Below are 21,140 nucleotides of genomic sequence, written 5' to 3' on the forward strand. Positions count from 1 at the left end.
AAAGGAGCCTGTAAACCCTATATAAAAACCTGGTTGGCCAACCTGTTTCGGCGGATATCAAGAACCTGTTTCAGAGGGCATTCCTACGTAAAAGAGCCTTCCTCTAAAAGAGAAAGGCTCTTTGGAAAACCAAAAAAACAATGGCTATGAACCAGTGCAACATCAGGAATCCTTCTGGATAAAGGTTTCTATGGCCTGAGCGAGGGTGTCTATTTCCTCTTTGGTGTTGTAGTAGCAAAAGGAGGCTCTAATCGCTTGCTCTACCTTTAGGTGCTTCATCAGGGGCTGAGAGGCAAGCGAGCCCGCTTTCACGGCAATGCCCCACTCGCTGTTCAGGTATTTCTCCAATTCCTTTACATCAACTCCGTCAATGGTGAAGGACGCCACGGGTTCTTTCTCCGGGGCCGAGCCCAGAATGTGCAGTCCTTTTATCTGGTGTAGTTTCTCCAAACCATACTCCAGTAATTCCTGCTCGTAATCGGCGATGGCTTGCATGCCCAAGGCATGGTGGTAATCAATGACGGCACCTAACGAGATGATGTCAGCAAACGAGGTGGTACCCGCTTCAAATTTCTTAGGGATGGATTTGTACGTGGTCTGTTCAAAGGTGACGGTATTACACATCTCGCCGCCTCCGTTATGCGGCGGAAGCTTCTCCAGCCATTCAGATTTGCCGTACAGAACACCCACACCGGTAGGTCCGCTCATTTTATGGGCCGAGAACGTAAAGAAATCGCAGTCAAGGTCCTGTACATCTATGGGCATGTGCGGGGCGGTTTGGGCGCCATCTACCAGAACCGGAATTCCTTTTTTATGAGCCATGGCCGTTATTTTCTTGATGGGATTAATGGTGCCCAGTATCTGTGAGGAATGCACCAGACTTATGATCTTGGTGCGGTCAGAGATCAGGTTCTCTAGGGCCTCCAGGTCAAGTTCCCCGGTTTCGGTGAGGGGTATTACTTTCACCACGGCACCGGAGTCTTGCGCCGCCATTTGCCAGGGCACAATATTGGCATGGTGCTCCATCAAATAAATGATGATTTCATCACCGTCTTGCAGCAGGCCGCGCGCAAAGCCCAGGGCCACCACGTTAATGGCTTCCGTGCAGCCCCGCACAAAGACAATCTCATCACTACTTTTGGCTTTGATCAGGTCGGCCACCTTCTGGCGGGTTTCCTGTAACATCTCGGTGGCGTTCTTGCTGGCGGTGTGCTGCTCGTTGGGCTTTCCGTACTCATGGGCGTAAAAATCACTTAGCCTATCCATCAGTACCTGGGGCTTTTGCCCGCTGGCTGCGCTGTCTAAGTAAATGAAGGGTTTTCCGTTGAGTTTCTGTTGTAGCATGGGGAAGTCTTGCCGAACGCGATACACGTCAAATCCTTCCTGGGTACTCTGTTGGGTGTTTGTTTTCTCCTTCGTTTGTATTTCCATGTTCTCCCAATTAAAATGACACTAGGTACTACCAAGCCAACCGCTGCCTCTTAAGGGATTGGCTTCCATAGTATACTAGTGCCTTTTTTGGGGAGTTATACTTGGTTTGGGTTGAAGGGCAAAATTGGGTATATATTCAAATCCTGAAGGAATAAATGCCCAAAGGTTACCGTATTCCCTCCCAGGGTATAGTTTATAGCACCTCTTTCTTGTAGACCTCCGCGTAATGGTCGGCTAAGCGGGTGGGTTCCGGTAGTTTGTGTTTGATGGCAGTAGCCAGGGCGATGCTGGTAGCCGATTCCATGTCCATGAGGTGCCCCGGCGATACAAATACGGGCTTTACTTTGTCTTTGGTGCGGATCACATTGCCAATATGTTCTCCGCGGTGGGTGAGCGGGGAGAGGCTGCCTTTGGTCATGGCTGGTTCTTCGTACTTGCCGGTCAGTACTTTCTTGGCCACGCCCATGGTGGGTTTGTTCAGGAGCACTCCTAACTGGCTGGCAATGCCTAGCCGGCGAGGATGCGCAATGCCGTGCCCGTCTACCATGATCAAATCTGGGGGGTGTTGCAGCTTGTCATAGGCCTGGAGCAGGTTGGGAGTTTCCCGGAAAGCCAGAAACCCTGGAATGTAAGGCAATTCCACGGGGCTGTAATTCCAGACGCTTTCTACCAACTCCAGTCCGGGGTAACGCAGTACCACAAACACTGAGAGAATGTTCTCGCCAATGAAGGAGGAATCACAACCCGCCAGAAGTTTCAATTCAAAATCCGGTTTCCGGAGCACCACCTGTTGCCTGAGTTTTTCCTGTTGCTCAGTAAGTGTCTTAACCACTTGCGGATCTGGTGGGGGAAGGTGCGGGGGCCAGGCCATAGTATCTTGTTTGGGTTTCTTGTGGTTGGTGTTTTTAGCGTGGTTTTGCCAAATAAGGTCTAAAACATCTTTCGCTTTTACACTTACGGAAACCCACCTGATGAGATACTTTTTCCGGTTTTCAGGCGCTGCAGGGGACCATCAGGTCAATGAACAAGACTCGCCATTTTCCCTCTACTTGCCCGAAGTGGAATTTGTAACCGCTGCTGGTATGGAGTACCGTTTTCTGCACCAGCAATTGCGTTTGGGCTACCTTTGTTTGCTCCTCCTTGGGTAGACCCGCGTACTTGTACGCCTCATTTTTCTGGAAAGCAGTTCCGTCGCTTAAGAAGCAACCCTGTTGCTCAAAATTGTTATTCTCTCCTTCGCAGGTGACGGCCGGTAGTTTTTTGACCTCCTTCAGACTACACTGGTTAAACTTCTGTCGGATAGTGAAAAATGCCCCCTGTTCTGAGCCTGATTTTTTGAAAGTACTGATATTCGCCAAATGGGTGAACTGAGGTACCGCTCCCGGACTTTCAATAATGTATAGGCCTTGCTTAGGATCTATCATCTGGTTGAACGCCTCCGCATCCTGCTGCTGAATGGTTCGTTCAAACCGATCGAAAAAAGCCGTGAACTCCTCCTGAGAGCTAGGGGCAGGTTTGCGCACCACTTCTTCCTGCACCGCGTTCAATGTGTCTTTCTGTAGTACCGCCTCCTGCCGCTTTTCTTCTGTTCTTGTTGTTGCCCTTCTACCGGTGGATGCTTTTTCTGCGCTGCCTTCTTCCTGGGTTGAGTTGGGTTGACAACCTGCAAGGGTGAGTATCAAACAGCTTAAAACTAGATGTAGTACCTTCATAAGGCTATATACGGTTTTTCTGATGTTTGTTGATGGGCTTCATAAGGAGAACGGAGTACCCATAATAAAAGGGTGCCCTTTCCAAGGCACCCTTTTATTATGTAATCAGTTAACAGTCTTAGGTTTTATTGCTTGTAGAATCTGGTGGTGGCTTTACCGGTTTTTACCAGGTACAGACCGCTTGCCAGTTCTCTGACAGAGAACTGGGCAGATGTTTCGTGCTTAGGCAACACTACCGTCTTTACTACACTACCCACCGAGTTCAATATGTAAATGATTTGTTCATTAGCAGAGGCTGCTGTGGTCTTGATGGTCAAATCTTCTGAAGTAGGGTTAGGATAAGCGGTAAGGTTTGCTTTGACAGCCGGAACAACTCTCACGCTCAGATATACCATTTTGGAGGTCTCGGATGTGCCATCATAGTCATATTGGGTTAACCGGTAGTAGTTAATGCCATGTTTAGGCGCTTTATCAATGAAGGAATATTTCAGGAGCACATTGCTGTTTCCTGCCCCTTTTACCTCACCTATGGCTTCAAACGTTTTTCCATCCTGGCTGCGTTCTACCACAAACCGGTCATTGTCAATTTCAGCGGCAGTGATCCAATCCAGCTTAGCGCCTTCTGCTACTTTCTTGACATCAAACGCGGTTAAAGTAACGGGTAGCGGATCAGGGCCTACGTCGGTTCCTCCAATAGCACTCTGGGTGATGAAGTCTGTTTCAGGGGTAGACATGTTTACGTTTCTCCAGTAAAGATCTGAGATTGCGAAACCTTGCTGGCCTTTCCCATTCTGTGGGGGGGTGCCGTTATAAAAGGAGATCTCTAACCTGTCTATGGCTTCTAAGAAAGTTACCACTACATCTCCTTCAGGTGAAGAGCCGTCTATGTTTGCTCCTCCCGCTGACTGGGTTTTGCTCTTAAAGAAAACCTCTGTTCCCTCCTGAACAAAGTCATTTGTGGAAGTGGTTTGCACCTGCTGTTTTTTAGGCAAGATAGGAGTAGAGATTCCGTTCTTGTAGGCAACAACTTTGAGGATGTCTAGAAATTGATTGTTGCTTTGGTCAACATCAAACAACGTAAATGTGAGGCCTGTAACCGACTTGTTTATAAAGTGCAACGTGGTTTTTGTGAAGTTAGTAGAAGTTGGCGCCCCGGCAAACTGTTGGGAAATAGAGTAAGTGTCTATGCTTTGGTAGTCTGGGGTAACTTGTTGGGTGTACATGTTGGCGTTGCCTGACTGCAGCTTGTCCCATTGCATCTTAACCCCATCTAACTCATAGTAGTTAGTGCTACCGTACCTTGCAACATTGTACGGTATTTCTCCGCCAGTTCTGTCCTCCCAGCTAAAGGTTGATTTAGCAGATGAATTGCTTGGTCCACCGTAGGGAATGCCTGTAATGGTGATGTCATCTATGGCGTAAGCGCTGGTGCCGTTAGAAACAACGTAAGTCCAACGTAATTTTACCTTGCCTTTGTTAAAACAGGCCGGCAAGGAGATGTCTAGCTCAGCATTCACTTTAGACCATGCTGTGCCTACGTCAAACCATTTTTCCACCGGAACCCATACACCTCCATTGAAACTGTATTCAAGAACCATGTTTGTTTCCCCTGTTTTTTTTCCTCCCCAACTCACCTTAATGTCTGCAAATCCACCGGTTGAAAATTCTCCTATCTCAAGGGAATAAGTGCCTAGGGCTGTGCCCGTTTTTAAATGGGCTCCTTTTGAAGCTTTTACATAAGAAGCAGTGCTCATTGACGTGTTGGCAAGCTGCCAGTTATGTTTAATGGTAGGTAGTGTTCCAGAGAAGTTTTCATGATAAAGCGTAGTCCTTTGTGCGTACACGTTGAGTTGGAGGAAGACTGCCGCACATACAATGAGTAGTTGTAAGATTGACTTCATAGTAATATAAAATTTATGTAATTGAAAATCTATTTAGGGAGGAGGTGTATTGTTGTTTTGCTATATTTAATCTTGGTATAGTTTTAAAATGTAAATACACTTCTTTAATTAATTGGCTCTAACTTATAATTTATTAAACTTTGCTGCAATAGGAAGAGGGTGATGAGAGTTGCATAAGTGGTGTGTAAAACAATAAGCATTATTTATAAATTTATATTAAAGATGAGTCTGGAAGAGAGATTATTGATTTTGTTTCGTAAATAGTTTAATTAATTAGTGGAATAATTATTTTTTATAATTTTTTGTTTGCTTTAATGCCTAAAAGACCAGTAGACCATCTTCTGGCAAAAAGAGCGTCAACTCCATAATGACCTTAAGTTCAAAAAGAGCCAGCCCGTGGTGAGAGGTTCGCGTAAGTAGCCCTTTTCAGAGGCGTAATTTTCTGAGTTACCAAAGGAGATAGAAGAGAAAGAGGAATGTGCCTTAGCCCAAACGATGGGAAACAACGCAGAGCTAAAAGCAAGGAGCGTTACTTCTGGATACTTGCCGGGTAAGTTCTGAGTGCGTTTTTGCCCTTTTTCCGGAAATAGGGGGTAAAAACAGGTGGACAGGGGTGCCTGCACGAATCATCTGATCTGGGAAGAAGAAGCGCTGGAACTGGTTATCTAGTTAGCTTGCAATAACTTATGTGGGGTTGCCTAGTGCCGGGCGGTATTATCTAAAAACCAGAATTTGGGTTTGACAGTGCCGCGGTTAGCCTATATTAAAAAGACGCTTATATTTGCTAAAGTAACCGGCTGTAAAAGCAAAGGCATGACCGGGAGTTATTTCGTATGAGTAGGCTCCTGGTATAATCACCTTAACTTTAAAAGAACGAAATGTCAAACAAAACCAAAATCATCTATACCATCACCGATGAGGCTCCGGCTTTAGCCACGCAATCGTTCCTGCCAATTGTGAAAGCTTTCACTAAAGCGGCAGACATTGAAGTGGAAACCAGAGATATCTCTTTGGCGGGTCGTATCATCGCCACTTTCCCAGAAAACCTGACAGATGCGCAGAAGCAGAACGATGACCTGGCTTACCTGGGTGAGTTAGCGAAAACTCCGGAAGCCAACATCATCAAATTGCCTAACATCAGTGCTTCTGTTCCTCAGTTGACTTCGGCTATCAAAGAACTGCAGGCTCAGGGCTATGCCATTCCTGATTATCCGGCAGATCCGCAAAACGAGGCCGAAAAAGAAATCAAAGCCCGTTACGGCAAAGTGTTGGGTAGCGCCGTGAACCCGGTATTGCGCGAAGGTAACTCTGACCGCCGCGTGGCCGATGCGGTGAAGCAGTACGCTAAAAAGAACCCGCACTCAATGGGTGCCTGGTCTTCTGACTCCAGATCACACGTGGCGCACATGGACGGCGGCGACTTCTACGGCACTGAACAGTCGGTGGTAGTAGAGGAGCCAACCACCGTGAGAATTGAGTTTGTGGGTGCCGATGGTTCTGCCAGACCACTGAAAGAAAACATCGCCCTGAAAGCCGGTGAAGTGATTGACTCATCTGTGATGAGCAAAAAAGCGCTGCGTGCTTTCTTTGAGAAAGAGATCGCCGATGCCAAAGCGTCTGGTATCCTGCTGTCGCTGCACCTGAAAGCCACCATGATGAAGGTGTCTGACCCTATCATGTTCGGGCACGCGGTAACTGTGTTCTTCAAAGACGTATTTGAGAAGCACGCTGCGGTGTTCAAAGAAATTGGGGTTGACCCTAACAACGGTTTAGGTGACCTGTACAACAAAATCCAGAAGTTGCCAGAAGACCAAAGAGCCGCTATTGAAGCCGATATCGCCGCTGTGTATGAGAGCGGCCCGGCCCTGGCCATGGTGGATTCTGACAAAGGCATTACCAACCTGCACTTCCCTAACGACGTGATCATTGACGCGTCTATGCCAGCCGCTATCCGTACTTCGGGCAAAATGTGGGGCGCTGATGGCAAGCCGCATGACACTAAGTTCATGATCCCAGACCGTAGCTACGCCGGTATTTACCAGGAAGTAATCAACTTCTGCAAAGAGAACGGTGCGTTTGATCCTAAGACCATGGGCACGGTGCCAAACATCGGCTTAATGGCGCAGAAAGCAGAAGAGTACGGTTCTCACGACAAAACTTTCCAGATGACTGAGGCCGGTACCGTACGCGTGGTAGATACCAACGGTACTGCTTTGATGGAGCAGAAAGTAGAGGAAGGCGATATCTTCAGAATGAGCCAGACCAAAGACCTGCCTATCCAGGACTGGGTGAAGCTGGCCGTAACCAGAGCCCGCATCACGGGTGCTCCGGCTATCTTCTGGTTAGATCCGCAGCGTGCGCATGACGCTAACCTGATCAAAAAGGTAGAGCGTTACCTGCAAGACCATGACACCAACGGTCTGGAAGTGAAAATTATGTCTCCGGTAGAAGCCATGCGTTACTCTTGCGAGCGCGCCAAAGCCGGTCAGGACACCATCTCCGTAACCGGTAACGTACTGCGTGACTACTTAACTGACTTGTTCCCTATCCTGGAGCTGGGTACCAGCGCCAAAATGCTTTCCATTGTTCCTCTGTTAGATGGCGGTGGATTGTTTGAAACCGGTGCCGGCGGATCTGCTCCTAAGCACGTACAGCAGTTTGCCGAAGAAAACTACCTGCGCTGGGATTCACTGGGTGAGTTCTTAGCCCTGGCTGTTTCTCTGGAAGATTTGGCGTACAAGACCAAAAACGAGAAGGCACAGGCATTGGCTGAAGCCCTGAACGCGGCTAACGCTGAGTTCCTGGAGAAAGACAAGTCACCGGCTCGTAAAGTTGGCGGCATTGACAACCGCGGTAGCCACTTCTACCTGGCGCTGTACTGGGCCCAAGCCCTGGCCGAGCAAACCAAGAACGAGGAGCTGAAAGCCAGATTCTCTGACTTAGCCAAAAACTTAACCGAGAACGAGGAGAAGATTGTTCAGGAGCAGATTGCAGAGCAAGGCAAACCAGTTGACATGGGCGGATACTTCCACCCAGACCTGGAGAAGGTATCTAAAGCCATGCGCCCAAGCGCTACTTTGAACACCTATATTGATCAGTTCTAAGAAGAGCTGTTTATTTAGATGAAAGGCCGCTTGAGAAAATCTCAAGCGGCCTTTTTGTTTCTAAACGGAGCGAGTTGCCAGAGGAGCGTCTACTGCTTCTTGCTATTCAGGTACAGTTGGTGCCGCTTGCCGTCTGGGGCAAACACAGCCCGCATTCTGGCACGCTGGCCTTTGGTGAACATGTACATGGCTTCGTCATCTACCCGGTCCATGAAGTTCATGAACAGGCTGCTCTGTCCGCAGGAATATTGCGGGTAGGAGGGAGTTCCCCAATAGGCATCGCTGGCAGGTGGCGTATCATCTACCAGATCAGTGGAGTTGCAGCCGTTGGGAGTTTGTCCATTGAGGTGGTGGAGGTTGAGCCAATGCCCTATTTCGTGGGTAGCGGTTCTGCCCAGGGCGTTTTCTTTGGTTAAGGGAGGCAGTGTGCCATATGTCCTGGGATCTATGACTACACCGTCTATACGAGGGTCTGCGCCCGGCATATGGGCGTAGCCAGCCAACCCCAGGTTGCCGTGGCGGTCGCTCATTTCTACCACCCAGATATTCAGGTAGCGGTCGGTGGGCCAGGCATCATGGCCTCCTTTGCTGGTAAAAAATAACGTGCGATCATCAATGGGTTTATGCTCTCCGTGCCCGTCAAAACCGCTGATGGTGCTGTACGTGCGGGTAATTCCATTGGTAGGCTTCCCTTCCGGGTCTTGCGTGGCTAAAACGAATTCTATCCCCACATCGGCTACCAGGTGCTTGAACTCCTCCGGTGTTTTGGCATGGTCGGGATTTCGTTTCCGGAAGTCTTCGTTCAGGACTTTTAGCTGGGAGGCAATTTTCTGGTCGCTTACGTTGAAAGCATCTTCGGCATAAATCACATGCACCACCACCGGAATCTGAATGACTTCTTCTTCTGTAAGCCCCGCAAAAGGAGCAGGGTCTTCTTTGTCGCAGCCAAAGAGCAGGCTTGCCAGAGTGAGTAGATAAAGTATTCGCCATTTGCTCAGGTGAGGGCCTGAATTCTCCAGAAACATAAGGTAATGTCAGTTTAATATGACTTGGGTAAAGGGCAGAGCTGCAGTTGTAATCATGCAGGAAGTCTCTGTCCTTATGATGGACCATTGATCCCGTAAATACCCCTACCAAAGCGGAAGACCAGGAACAGTTTCTTCTGTGAAGCCGTGTTTTTGAGAGATTATGTGGTGAAGCTTTCCTGCATTATTCAACATACCCATGCCGTTGACTCCTGCTTTGAGCTGGAGAACCAAACCGGGGTGCTCGCTGGCGGTACCAGATGGTGAAAAGTGCTATAGCCAGGAGCAGTTCTGAGAGGTCTCCCCAGTAATACATCAGCTTGGCCGCTTCCCTGATTTGATTTTCGCTATGTGGGGAGTGGAGCGGATAAAGATAGGCATACATGAACTTGCTCAGAAACGCGTGAAAAGCGATACTGGTGAGAAGCACCGCTACGCGTAGCAGGAACGACGGTCGTTTAGGGGCAGGGTCAGGACCGATCATTGACCACGTGAAAAGGTAGCCGGCTGCAAGAAAGTGGATATGTACCAAGTAATGTACCGAAGGATTGCCCAGGCTTTTCACATAAAGGGGCGTTAGGTACAACAGGTACATGCCACCTATGTTCAGGATAAAGGCGGTAACCGGGTGGCTCAGAAGGTAGAAGGCTTTAGTCCTTAGCAGGGAAGTAAGGCTACGGGCCGCTTTTACGGGTAATGTCTTTAAGGCTAAGGTAATAGGCGCGCCCAGCACCAGGAACAAGGGGGCAAACATGCCAAGGAGCAGGTGCTGCACCATGTGGCCTCTCAGGTCTTGATGAGCCCATTGCATAAGGCTGGGCCACAGGGCAACTGCCAGCAAAGAAACGCCTGTCAAGAAACTAGCGGTGCGCCGAGGGGGCCAGGTGGTATTTTTCTTCTTTAAAGTGAAAAGGGCGAGCAAGTAAATGAGCGCTATTGCTGCTATCACCAACAGAGGTATCCATTGGGAGAAGGAGCCGTCCTGAAGCTGGTGATGGGAATGATGCTGCATTAGACTTCTTTTAAACGGGGCGCTCCTGCAAAGAACCTCTTTCCTGATTTCTGGCCCGTTTTGTCAAAAGAAGCCCGATCAGCAGTAGCCCGAGTGCGGCCAGGTTCCAGGCAATGTCATAGGGAAGAACATTGGGCACATAGCGGATCTGGTGAAGCCGCAGCACCTTGTGGTCAACCACACCATCAAACAACTGAAACCCGCCCATGCCTAAGAAAAAGCCTGCCCACGCTCTTAGGGTAGCCAAAGAATGGCTTCGCCGAAGGTCCAGCAGCAGAAAGAAGCCCGCCACAATTGCTATCAACTCGGCAGCATGGAGAAGGCCATCGGTGAGCAGACCAATGGTGGGGGTAGAGCGGTCATAGAAATGGTGCCAGGCCAGTAACTGGTGAAAGATGATCTCATCCACGGCGGCCATGATGCCTACCCCAATCAGGGCGCCGGCACGCATAGACTGCCTGGGGTTCGCTTTTCCTGTTTCCTGATGCATGGAGTATGAGTAAGAAGAAGCACTCTTTCTCATACTCCATGAACGGCATAAGGTTTAAGCCGTTACATATCAGGACTTGGTCTTAGCTTCCAACGTTACTTGTTTACGTTCAGAAGTGATACCCAAACAAAACCCGTAACGCGGTTTTCTGCAAAGCGGTGGCGCCCACCTTCACAAATCCGCCCCCAAGTTCTCCTCTTACTACGCCATCGCCATGCTTTTCGCTCTTTGCTTATAGGCTGCAATGAGCAAAAGGCAGAACAGGAACCCGGTGAAGGCCAATCCGGCGCCTACGTATTCTGGCGAGGTATATCCAAAGCCAGCCGCAATAGGCAAACCTCCCAAGAAAGCTCCCAAAGCATTGGCCATGTTAGACGTTGCCTGCAGCAGGGCAGAAGCCAGCATTTCGGCGCCTTTCGCTTGCTGCACGATGAGCATTTGCATGGGCGCGATCATCCCAAAGCCTACAGCGCCGGTAACAAAGGTCATGAGAATGGCCGTAGGTTTGAATTGCACCAGCCCAATGGTAAGGAACAGGGTTACTACCATGCTCAACAACAGCAACGTGGTGGTGGTCAGGGGCGAGAAGCGGTCTGCCAAACGACCACCCATGAAGTTCCCGGCGGCCATTCCAAAACCGGCCACTACCATGATGATGGTCATGGAGTTGGGGTTGAAACCGGCCACTTCGGTCATCAACGGCGCGATGTAGCTGATCCAGGCAAACATACCGCCGGTGCCAATGGTGGAGATGCCAATGATGAGCCACAGTTCTTTATGTTTGAAGATGTTGAGGCTTTTGAGGAAACTGGTCTCAGAGTCTGACTTGATGGAAGGCATCCAGAGTTTCACCGCCAAAGCCGCCAGCAAGGCCACTACCGCAATCAGCCCGAAGGAGTAACGCCAGCTGTAATGGTGCCCAATGTAGGTACCCAGCGGAACCCCAATGATGTTGGCAACCGTCAATCCGGCAAACATCACCGACACGGCCCTGGCTTCCCTACCCGGTTCGGCTAATTTGCTGGCCACCACGGCCCCGATCCCAAAGAATGCCCCGTGCGGTAGACCCGCCATGAACCTGGTAGCCATGAGCAACGGGTAATTACCGGCTACTCCAAAAAGCCCGTTGAAGACACAGACCATCAGCATTAAACCTATCAGAACCTTTTTTGGTGGCATGTTGGAGGTGATGCCAACCATAAGCGGGGCACCGATCACCACGCCCAAAGCGTAAATGGAAATCAGATGGCCGGCTTCCGGAATGGTGATATTAACGGCCTTTGACATATCCGGCAGAATCCCCATCATCAGGAACTCGGTCATGCCTATGCTGAAGCCCCCAAGGGTAAGCGAGATAAGACTCAGTTTGATGAGGGGAGAAGCGTTGGTACTTTTCATGGTAAGCGTACTATTTATAAACAAGAGATCAGAAGAATTGTCCATACTTCACCCTCCATCTGCAAATGGTTTGTAACAGGTTGATTGCAAGCAAAAGGCAGGTGTGTTGGATTTATCCTACTATGAATGAAGTATGTATTTGGTAGGAATTACCCAATATAAAGGAGGCATGTTCCTGATGAATGATAAAATAAGGTTTGAGGTAGCAATAACGGCCTTGTTGGATAGATGTTTCTCTTACTAAGCGGATTACGTATAAATACCGCTAATCAAGGAAAAACCCTCGGTCCTGTTTTCGCCATATTTTCTTAAAAGTAGACCAAAAACAAAGGCCGAGCAACCAACGGCAACTCAGGCTTTGTTTCTGGCTCTTGTGGCTGGTATCTTTTAGGATAGTAGAAGCCCTCAGGCCAGCCCTTGAGTTTATTTCTATAACATTTCACCAAGGTTTCTGGTTAATGAGCATTACTTGCTTAAACAAACCATGGAGCCACAAAGCACTTCTTCCCTAGAAAATAGTACCATTGTCTTAGCCGGAGCCACCGGAGATTTAGGAAGCCGCATTGCAAAGGAATTGCGCAAGAGAGGGGCAGACGTAAGGGCGCTGGTCCGCAGGGGTAGCGGTACTCCTAAAGTAGCAGCGTTGCAGAAGTTGGGCGTGCAGGTGATGGAAGTTAATTTCAACGATGTCGCTGCGCTGAGCAAGGCGTGTGAAGGGGCTTCCTGTGTAGTGTCTGCGTTGTCTGGCCTGCGTGAAGTTATTGTGGAGGCGCAGACAAAGCTGCTGGAGGCAGCACTGCAGGCCGGGATTCTCCGTTTTATTCCCTCAGACTTCGCAATTGACTTTACCAAGCTTCCCAAAGGCACCAACCGCAACCTGGATCTCAGAAAAGAATTCAAACAGCGCCTGGATGAAGCACCCATCGCGGCTACCTCCATCCTGAATGGCATGTTCACCGATTTGCTCACCGGGCAGGCTCCCGTAGTGCTCTTCCCTCTGAAGCGCGTGATGTACTGGGGCAACGCAGATCAGTCCCTGGATTTTACCACCATTGAAGATACGGCGGCTTACACGGCGGCTGCGGCCTTAGACCCAACCACGCCCAGGTATCTGCGGGTTGCCGGAGATGTGCTTTCTGTCAGAGAGCTCCAAACGGTGGCCAGCAACGTGACCGGAGAAGAGTTCAAACTGCTCCGGCTTGGAGGCTTAGGAGTGCTGGACACCATGATCAAACTGACTAGGTTTTTCTCACCCAGTAAAGACGAGGTGTTCCCGCCCTGGCAAGGCATGCAGTACCTGCGCAACATGCTCAGCGGTACTCCCAAGCTGGCGCCGCTGGACAACCATCGGTATCCTGAAATAAAATGGACGAGCGTGCGGGAAGTGCTCGCTACACGCAAGCCGTAAGGATCAACCTGTTTCAGGGGGGGTTCTAAAAAATAGCTTAAAAACAAAGAAGGAGCAACCCATGGCTGCTCCTTCTTTCAGGCTTTAGGCCAGAACTTTACTGACCGGCTTCCAATTGCTTCAGCTTGCGTCTTGTTTCCGCTACCTCCTCCAGAGATAGCGCCTTTCTGAAAGCTTCCATGGCTTTTTTCTTATCCCCTATGGCCACGTAATAGTCGCCCATAGAGTCATGCAGGTTGCCGTCTGCGGGGTAATTGTCCAGGTTCAGCTTGAAGAACTGGTAGGCTTTGTCATACCGCTTGTTGCCCAGCGAAATATATCCCAAGGCGTTCACCGTCCCCGCTGAGGGCAGCACCGGGTACTGCATCATGGCCGACACCGCTTTGTAATGGTCTTTGATGTACTCCACCGTAATGGTAGGGTCATTCAAGTTTTTGTCTAGCTCATATTTTTTAAATAGGAAGCGCAACGCGTCATACCCGGCGGGCAAAGGCACCGAAGAGTGATTATCTTCTGGGTAGTACTTCCAGGTCCAGACCAGGTTCTTGCTTTTTCTGAGAATGTCCCTGAACTGGAAGTGGTTGCGCACGTTGCCATTGGCATATACGGTGTCTTTGATCACCCTTACGGTGTCCATGCCTTTCTCCATGGTGTTAGAGGCCGCATAGTAAAGGTTCTTGTTAGCGTATTCTTTTTGCGAAAATGCTTTCTGAGCTTGTTTGGTGATGAGGTGACCGTTCCACCACACGCTAGGGTCAATGGCTACATAGGAATTAAACAAAGCTGGGTGGTTCACTAGCGCGTGGAGGACCGTGAGCCCACCCAATGAATGGCCCACAAACATGCGGTAAGGCGCAGTGCGGTAGCGGGATTCCACAAAAGGCATGAGTTCTTTTTGAATAAAGGAAATGAATTTCTCCCCTCGGCCTGAATTCTTGAAATCTGGGTCTACCATGCCATCCCGGCTGAACTTAGAGGGCGTGGGGGTAAGCTCGCTTCCTCTGTCTTTGCTCAGGATGCCTACCACTATCATCTTGGGCATCTTTCCTACGGAGCTCATCTCGTCTACCATGCCCGTCACAGAATGAAAGAAGTCTTTGCCGTCTAGCAGGTACATGACCGGGTAACGCGTGTGGACATCAGAAGACTTGGGCACATACACCCAGATTTCGCGATCTTCCTTTAGAATAGTGGAATGAAGGGTTTCTTTGGTGCCGATGGTTATTTGGTTGTCGTTCTGCTTAGCCGCCTGCCCGAAGCAAAGCGCTGGCAGCAGGAGTAATAAAACGGAAAGGAATACTCTCATAAGAGGTGGAGGGAAGAAAAGGAAGGATGATTAAATTCTTTAAATATCAATTCACTAAGGTAAACCGATTTCACTGATCACTCTCAAGGAATTTCTATATATAATTGAATGAATATTTTGCTGCTGACTTGATTCATAAGGGAAGTTGCTGTTTTTACCCTTTCGTTGGTGAAAATAGCCCCAAAACAAAGAAGGAGCGACCAATGGCTTTCCCAGAGGGTTAAGTCATTACGTCTTTGAATGTCCCAAAGGTCTTGTTGGCGGACTTTGCTTTGAACCTGATTATGTTCTAACGGAATGCGTACGACGTTAAGGTGTAGCGTCGTTACAGGGCAATATGTAGCGTCGTTACACCGTAACGACGTCAGCCGGCAGGATGAAAGGGCGCTACCTTCCCAGAACAAGGTCAGCCCGGGGCAAAAGCACTTTCACCCTATAAGATTCAGCAGCCCGATAGCCCATACCCCTTCCTTCATTTAGCCTGTTTCAATTGATTGATTTTCTCAAGGTTGTTCTTGCTGTTTCTGAGCGCAGAAGAGTCGTTTGCCGAGGTGGCAAGTTCAATGGCTTTCAGGAACTGCTGTTCTGCCAGTTTGAGGTTCCCCTGCTTGAGCAAGGCTTCGCCGTAACTATCAAACGCGTTAGCCGATTGCGGGTACTGGACCGTGTTGTATTTGAACGTCAGTAGGGCCAGGCCGATATGATCTGGATTGTTGAGTTGCTGGTAAGCAATGGTGTTGATCATGGGCTCCTTGAGCCCGGAGTTCTTTAGCGCCTCGAACACCACTGCCTCGGCCTGCGACGATTTTCGCTGTTTCAGGTAAGAAGCTGCCTGCAACATTTTAGCTTCTAAGGCCGCCATTTTCGCTTCGTGTTCCTGCCGCTGCTTTTCCTTGGTGGCGGCCTGTACCACCTGGTTGATTGCGTCCACCACCAACTCCGGCTCTTCGCGGTGGATGTTGTGGCCGCTTCTGGAGGTGATGACGTGCTCGCCGCTGGTAAACTGATTAAAGAACTCGTTGTGCAGATTCCGCCATATTTCCACGCCTTTGGGCTCGTGCAGGAACAACTCAGGGTTAGCCCGCTTCTGAACCGAGGTCAGGACCACGGCCGGTACCTGGGGCAGCTTCCCAAAATCAGGCAACTCGGCTTTCTCAAATATCTGGTTGATGGCTTCGTTCTCCTGCTTGAATTTGGCGGGCACGAAGCTGTTCTGCAGCTCTACGTCTTTCATCGCTTTGGCATAGTCTGCCTTTTTCAGTTCCTGCATCATTTTCTCATGCGCCGGGTCCACAAATACAAACCCTTTCACTTTGTCTGGGTGCTTGGCCGCGTAGGCGCGAATAATGAAGGCTCCGTAGGAATGGCCCACCAAAATGAAGGGTGCTTTGAGGTTGGCCTTTTCCACCAGGGTTTCCAGGTCCTGCACCGTCTGCTCCAGGGTATGCGTATTGGGATTAGGTTCCGAGTTGCCTGTTCCGGCCCTGGAGTACAGTAGCACCTGATTGGTCTGCATCACCTCAGAGGCTACGTTGCCCCATACTTTATAAGCCGTCCCAAACCCCGATTCAAAGATGACGGTGTATTCTCCTGTACCGGCCTGTACCATTTCCAGGGAGTGGTTCCCCACATTTACCATTTTAGTTTGCTGTGCGTTGGCCAATGCCGTATTCCCCAGGAAAAACAGCAGCAGCAAGGTTCTTTTGAGCATCATAGAATTAGTTGTTTAGCAAGATGGGGGGCACCAGTTCAGCAATGAAGCTGCGGCAGAAGGTTAATATCTTGTAGATGCTATATAAAAGGCGCCGGTTGCCTGAAAGGATTCTTTTTCATCGGGGTGCTGCTATGTGAACCAGAGTACAACCGGATATTGAGGAGTAATTGATTGGGTCCTTTTTGACCTGTTTCCCAGAAAACAGCCCAAAAACAAAGAAGGAGGAACCAACGGCTCCTCCTTCTTCAAAAGTCTAGATACTAAAATCTAGCGTCTGACATCCATCGCTTAATACCCAAACAGCTCTTTCAACGTCAGTTGCTTCACAGTGCCGTATTTGGCCAGTTCCTTGAAGTTGAGCCGGTCTTTGGAGCCAATCACCAGAATGGTCTGGTTCTGGCCTTTCACAAACTGCTGCTGAAAAGCTTTGATCTGGTCTAAGGTGAGGGCATCCAGGCTCTCGTAGATGTCGCGGCGCAGGTCATGGTCTACGCCCAGTTTGCGGGCCTGCTCATAGTTCATTAAAATGCCCACTTTGTTGATGCGCTCCGTCGCGATGCTGTTCCGCACCGAGGCTTTGGCATTCTCAAAGTTAGCGGCCGCCAACGGCAGGTTGTTCAGGAGTTCCTGCATGCCTGCCATGGCTTCGGGAAGTTTGTCTGACTGTGTGCCTATGTACGACATGATGTAGTTGGCGCGGTCTTTCCGACTGGCGTTGGCAAAACGAGAGCTGGCCGAGTACGCCAAAGCCCGCGATTCGCGGAGTTCCTGGAACACGATGGCACCCATGCCGCCGTCAAAGTACTCGTTGTACAGCCTGATGGTAGGCACCAGTTTAGGGTCATAATTGAGAGACTTGGTCAAAAACAGCAACTCGGCCTGTACCATGTCATAGTTGGTCCAGTACACGCGGCGGTCTTTGATGTCCAGCTCTTTGAAGGCATTCTCGGCGGGAACCGGTTTCAGGCTGGTCGGTACAATGTGCCCGGTGTTCAGAGTAGCACTGATGGTTTGCAACTCGCGCGGACCGTAGTACAGCACGCGGTGCTGGTACGTTGGAATGCTCTTGATGCGGGTAATCAGCTCAGCGGGTTTCACTTTCTTCAGCTCCTGCTCGCTCAGAATGTGCGTGAACGGGTTCTTAGGGCCGTACTTGGCGTAGTTCACCATGGCCACGCTGTGGATGATGTTCTTGTTCAGCTTGGCGTCTTTGCGGTCCTTCAGGATACCAGCCACCATGTCGCTCAGAGCCTGGGGATCGGCTTTGGGGTTCTGCAGCAGACTTTCAAACAACTGTAGCCCTTGTTCCAGATTGGCGTCCAAACCAGTCAAAGACACATACACCTGGTCTTGCCCAGACGATACCCCAAATGAGCACCCGATCTTGAAGAACTCTTTCTGCAGCTCCTCGGCGGTGTATTTGTCGGTGCCCAGGTACTGCAGGTAATCCACGGCCAGACCCAACTTCAGGTCGTTGTTGGTGCCCATGTCCAGAATGTAGTACAGGTTGAACAGGCCGTTCTCCTTGTTCTGGGTGTAGTAGATAGGAATACCCGATTTGAGCGTGCCCTGCTGGATGTCCTTCTGGTAATCCACAAACTGCGGCTGCAACTCAGAAACGGTGCGGCTGGCCACCTGTTTGTAGAACTCAGACTGCGCCTCGCGGTTGGCCGGCACTGGCGTGATGGTGGGTTTCTCCACTTTCTGGGCAGTCGGGTCCTGACCGGTGCGTTTGTAGATGACGGCGTAGTTGTTTCCGTAGTAGCGGTTGGCCACGTCCATCACGTCCTGCTTGGTGATCTTCTCAAATTCGTCTTCCTGCTTCAGGTAATCGGCCCAGTCCTGGCGCGCGATGAACGCATCCACGAAAGCCGTAGCGCGGGCGGCATTGCTCTCGTAGGCTTTCATCTTACTGATCTTGTTTTTGTTCACAATGGCCGGAATGAGCCAATCCTCAAACTGGCCTTTCTTCACCAGTTCAATCTGCTGCAGCAACAGGTTTTTCACCTGGTCCAGCGTCTGACCCTGGCGCGGATTGCCGGTGAGGAAGTGAGCCGAGTAATCATTGTAAATCTCAGCGAAAGACGCAGCGCCCAAAGCGGCTTGCTTCTGGTTGATGTTCAGGTCAATCAATCCGGCCTGTCCGTTGCTCAGAATCTGGTTGATCATGCGCAGCACCAAGGCGTCTTTGGACTTGATGCCTGGAAACCGGTAGGCCATCAGCAGCATCTCAGACTCTGGCCCCAGAATCTCCTTCACAACAGGCGCGGTAATAGGCTTCTCCTGCGGAGCGTTGTACACCGGATCGGCTTTCTTCTGCCACCGCCCGAAGTGCTCGTTGATGGTTCTGATGGTCTGATCGAAATCAAGGTCGCCGCTCATGGCAATGGCCATGTTGTTGGGCACGTAGTACTTATCGAAATACTTCTTGATTTCGGTAATAGACGGGTTCTTCAGGTGCTCCACCGTTCCGATGGTGGTCTGGGCGCCGTACTGGTGCGTAGGGAACAAGGCCGCGAAGGCCGCCTCAAACGCTTTGTTCTGGTCAGAGTCCAGGGAGCGGTTCTTTTCCTCGTACACGGCCTCAAGTTCCGTGTGGAACAATCTGGGAATCATCACGCCCAGGCGCTCGGCCTCCAGCATGGCCCACTTGTCTACCTGGTTGCTGGGGATGTCGCCGTAATAAATGGTCTGCTCCACCCAGGTGCTGGCGTTGGAGTTCTCCATGCCCATGGCGGCCACCAATTTATCATACTCGTTCGGCACTGCGTACTTGGCGGCTACTCCGGAGATGGAGTCAATCTGGTGGTACGTTTTCTTGCGGAGGGCCGGGTCTTTCTGGGTACGGTACTGCTCGTACAGGGCCTCAATCTTGGCCAGTTCCTGCTGCTCCTTTTCCCAGTTGATGGTACCCAGGCGCGTTGAGCCTTTGAAGGCCATGTGCTCCAGGTAGTGCGCCAGACCGGTGGCATCGGCGGGATCGTTTTTGCTACCGGCCCGCACGGCAATGTAGGTCTGGATGCGCGGCGCATTCTCGTATTTGGTCAGGTACACGGTAAGTCCGTTGTCCAGTTTGTAGATGCGCGCGTTCAGCGGATCATTGGGCACGGAAGTGTAGGGGAACTCTTTCTGGGCTGCCTCCGCCGATGGGCTTTCCGTTGCCGAGGAAGCAGTCTGGGTTGGCGTACTGGTTTTGCACTGGGCAAACAGCATCGCTCCCATCAGGGAAAAAGCAATAAATCTTTTTTTCACGTCTGGTGGATTAATCTTGTAGATGGTTACCAAATATAGGAAAACCAAGGGATTTTATGGCGTTGATTATAACGCTTTGAGAATGAGGATTAGTGTGGTTGCTGGTAGCTAAGGATATGCTTTAGCTAAGTGCGATGTTAATCCTGTCTGTTGCTGGCGTAGCTTTCGCTTGCCTATGGATTTATGGGCGGGTCTTTGCATAGCAGGCGTTATGCGCTCACGGCCGCGGGGGCCCCCGCGCTCACGCTGTACCAGCTTCCTTTGCTCCCTGGCGGTCGCAATGCCTGCGGCACCGGAACCTGCTAAGGCGCTCGCCCGAAAGACTGGAATTAGGGAAAGAGGCGGCAGCACTGACGGTGACAGAACCTCGTAGAGACAAGGCACTGCCTTGTCGCCTACACGCATTGCCCTCCTCATGGTTCAAGTCTGTGACTTGGACCTACTATGATGGCAGTTTGTAACTGCCGTGTTACCGTAGCTGTGACTAAGGCCCAATCAAACCCTCGCTCGCCTCCGGCGAGTGTGAGAAATTTGGCGGCGTCTCGCCGCTAGGGACATTGGCAACACAACACAACACAACACAACACAACACAACACAACACAACACAACACAACACAACACAACACAACGCGGCCAGAGGCCGCACGATGACCCACACTCGCCGGAGGCGAGCGAGGAAAGTCCCAATCCACTTATGGCAACTACTTTTACCAAGCGCAGATTCCCCTTTGAAGGGGGCGAAGGGGGATGTTTACATCTGCTGGTCCACAATCCAAGGGCAGAGCCCATTTCAGCCTCATTTAAGAAAAACAGCCCCAAAACAAATAAGCCGTCTAGGAATGCGAGGCAGGAGAGATGGCTCTGTTTTCGGCGGGAATGTGGAGACGGTTAGCGAGCAATTCCATGGTTTGCAGGGCATCCTGCTGGCTATCGGTGCGGAGTTCGTAGTCGGGTTCTGGGGAGGTGGAGTATAGGCCGATGGTGTACCAGGTCACCAGTGGGGCGGGTTCTTCATGATGGTGGTGGCCGTGCTCGTGGTCATGATCGTGGGCATGGGCGTGGCCTAAATTGGAAGACAGGAGGACCTGCTTGAACGCGGGCAAGGGTGCCCATCTGCCGGTCTTCAGCCCGAACATGCTTAGGTATTCCCGCACCCGTTTGTTTTGAAAATCGATCTGGAAACCGTGGTAGGTGTATTTGAACAGCAGACCCAGTACAAACAGCAACGCTCCCACGGAAAGCATCTGGGCTTGGTCTACGTCCCCGCTCCACCAAGGGCTACTTCCGGTGAGTAAGCCCGCCAATAAAAGCACATAGCCCAGGTAACTTAAAGTCCCGAAAAAAGAATCGGTTTTGCGATCGAAGAGGTGGTTCATGGGAGGGGGA

14 protein-coding genes are annotated in these 21,140 nt (G+C 50.5%); 2 read left to right on the top strand and 12 right to left on the bottom strand.

Annotated elements, in window-relative coordinates:
- Positions 1–162 precede the first annotated feature (162 nt).
- The 4 genes from JT719_RS18230 to JT719_RS18245 form a co-directional block, all read right to left on the bottom strand.
- On the bottom strand, positions 163–1,431 hold the full coding sequence (locus JT719_RS18230) for an aminotransferase class V-fold PLP-dependent enzyme (RefSeq protein ID WP_207435176.1): 1,269 nt from the start codon (positions 1,429–1,431) through the stop codon (positions 163–165).
- Between the two features lie 193 nt (positions 1,432–1,624).
- Positions 1,625–2,302, bottom strand: a complete 678-nt coding sequence (gene nfi, locus JT719_RS18235; RefSeq protein WP_207435177.1) for a deoxyribonuclease V — start codon at positions 2,300–2,302, stop codon at positions 1,625–1,627.
- Positions 2,303–2,423: 121 nt separating this feature from the next.
- On the bottom strand, positions 2,424–3,113 hold the full coding sequence (locus JT719_RS18240; RefSeq protein WP_207435178.1) for a hypothetical protein: 690 nt from the start codon (positions 3,111–3,113) through the stop codon (positions 2,424–2,426).
- A 155-nt stretch (positions 3,114–3,268) separates the two neighbouring features.
- On the bottom strand, positions 3,269–4,741 hold the full coding sequence (locus JT719_RS18245; protein WP_207435179.1) for a T9SS type A sorting domain-containing protein: 1,473 nt from the start codon (positions 4,739–4,741) through the stop codon (positions 3,269–3,271).
- 1,181 nt (positions 4,742–5,922) lie between these two features.
- On the opposite strand from JT719_RS18245, the gene JT719_RS18250 reads away from it, so the two are divergent.
- Positions 5,923–8,148: an NADP-dependent isocitrate dehydrogenase gene (locus JT719_RS18250; RefSeq protein WP_207435180.1), complete on the top strand. Its 2,226-nt coding sequence runs from the start codon at positions 5,923–5,925 to the stop codon at positions 8,146–8,148.
- Between the two features lie 89 nt (positions 8,149–8,237).
- Here JT719_RS18250 and JT719_RS18255 read toward each other — a convergent pair whose 3' ends face one another.
- From JT719_RS18255 to JT719_RS18270, 4 genes are all read right to left on the bottom strand, one after another.
- Positions 8,238–9,173: a zinc metalloprotease gene (locus JT719_RS18255; RefSeq protein WP_207435181.1), complete on the bottom strand. Its 936-nt coding sequence runs from the start codon at positions 9,171–9,173 to the stop codon at positions 8,238–8,240.
- Positions 9,174–9,357: 184 nt separating this feature from the next.
- Complete coding sequence (locus tag JT719_RS18260) at positions 9,358–10,185, bottom strand: cytochrome c oxidase assembly protein (RefSeq protein ID WP_207435182.1); 828 nt, start codon at positions 10,183–10,185, stop codon at positions 9,358–9,360.
- A gap of 10 nt (positions 10,186–10,195) precedes the next feature.
- Positions 10,196–10,708 carry a DUF2243 domain-containing protein gene (locus tag JT719_RS18265; protein ID WP_242693347.1) on the bottom strand — a complete coding sequence of 171 codons (513 nt, stop codon included), beginning with the start codon at positions 10,706–10,708 and terminating at the stop codon, positions 10,196–10,198.
- A gap of 168 nt (positions 10,709–10,876) precedes the next feature.
- Complete coding sequence (locus JT719_RS18270; RefSeq protein WP_242693348.1) at positions 10,877–12,073, bottom strand: MFS transporter; 1,197 nt, start codon at positions 12,071–12,073, stop codon at positions 10,877–10,879.
- 484 nt (positions 12,074–12,557) lie between these two features.
- On the opposite strand from JT719_RS18270, the gene JT719_RS18275 reads away from it, so the two are divergent.
- Complete coding sequence (locus JT719_RS18275; RefSeq protein ID WP_207435184.1) at positions 12,558–13,481, top strand: NmrA family NAD(P)-binding protein; 924 nt, start codon at positions 12,558–12,560, stop codon at positions 13,479–13,481.
- Positions 13,482–13,578: 97 nt separating this feature from the next.
- Here the strand turns inward: JT719_RS18275 and JT719_RS18280 are convergent, their stop codons facing one another.
- The 4 genes from JT719_RS18280 to JT719_RS18295 form a co-directional block, all read right to left on the bottom strand.
- Positions 13,579–14,787: an alpha/beta hydrolase-fold protein gene (locus JT719_RS18280; RefSeq protein WP_207435186.1), complete on the bottom strand. Its 1,209-nt coding sequence runs from the start codon at positions 14,785–14,787 to the stop codon at positions 13,579–13,581.
- A gap of 472 nt (positions 14,788–15,259) precedes the next feature.
- On the bottom strand, positions 15,260–16,501 hold the full coding sequence (locus JT719_RS18285; protein WP_207435187.1) for an alpha/beta fold hydrolase: 1,242 nt from the start codon (positions 16,499–16,501) through the stop codon (positions 15,260–15,262).
- Between the two features lie 288 nt (positions 16,502–16,789).
- A complete protein-coding gene (locus JT719_RS18290) occupies positions 16,790–19,753 on the bottom strand; it encodes a M16 family metallopeptidase (protein WP_341350780.1) in 2,964 nt (987 codons plus the stop codon).
- A gap of 834 nt (positions 19,754–20,587) precedes the next feature.
- Entirely contained in the window at positions 20,588–21,130 is a 543-nt protein-coding gene (locus JT719_RS18295; protein ID WP_207435189.1) for a hypothetical protein, read from the bottom strand.
- Positions 21,131–21,140 lie beyond the last annotated feature (10 nt).

Source organism: Sabulibacter ruber, from assembly GCF_017355955.1.
Classification (GTDB): domain Bacteria; phylum Bacteroidota; class Bacteroidia; order Cytophagales; family Hymenobacteraceae; genus Nibribacter; species Nibribacter ruber_A.